The organism is Streptomyces alkaliphilus (assembly GCF_014141535.1).
Classification (GTDB): Bacteria; Actinomycetota; Actinomycetes; order Streptomycetales; family Streptomycetaceae; genus Streptomyces; species Streptomyces alkaliphilus.
Genome location: NZ_VKHT01001562.1, coordinates 1 through 721 on the forward strand (window position 1 = coordinate 1; position 721 = coordinate 721).

Here is a 721-nt window from a genome sequence, read left to right on the forward strand (position 1 = left end):
GAGGGAGCGGTCACAGCATCAGCTCCGAGCGTCGGCGGGGGTTGAGGCGTTCGCGCCACAGGCCGGCCAGGCCGGCGATGGCGAGGGTGGTGACGACGATGAACAGCCCGGGGAAGAGGGTGGGCCACCACTCGCCGGTGAGCAGCGAACCCCGTCCGTCGTTGATCATCGACCCCAGGCTGGCCCGGTGGGCGGGGATTCCCAGGCCGAGGAAGGAGAGGGCGGATTCGTGCCACACGGCGTGCGGCACCATCAACACCGCCGCCAGCCCGGCCTGCGGGAGGACGCCGGGCACCAGGTGTCGGGTGACCACCCGCCACCGGGAGGCTCCGCCGGAGACAGCGGCGTCCACGTAGGGGCGCGAACGCAGGGAGAGGATCTCCGCGCGCACGATACGGGCGGTGGACACCCAGTGCGTCAGGCCCACCGAGAGGACCACCGGCCACACCCCGGGACGGAACATGGCCACGATGAACACGCCCATCAACAGGTGCGGCACGGAGGTGAAGACCTCGACCACCCGCATCACCACACGATCGACGGCACCGCCGAAGGCGCCCGCCAGACCGCCGATGGCCAGGCCGAGGACGGCCGCGACGGCCGCCGCCACCAGCCCCACCAGCAAGGAGACCCGCAGACCGTAGACGCAGCGCAACAGCAGGTCCCGTCCCAACGCGTCGGTGCCGAAGGGGTGGGCGAGGGAGGGCGGGAGATGCTTGGC

General features: G+C 71.8%; 1 protein-coding gene. It reads right to left on the reverse strand.

What is annotated here, in order from left to right; genetic code table 11:
* Window positions 1-10 precede the first annotated feature (10 nt).
* The coding region (locus FNQ90_RS25685) for an ABC transporter permease (RefSeq protein ID WP_182608495.1) at window positions 11-721 on the reverse strand (711 nt) is incomplete at its 5' end.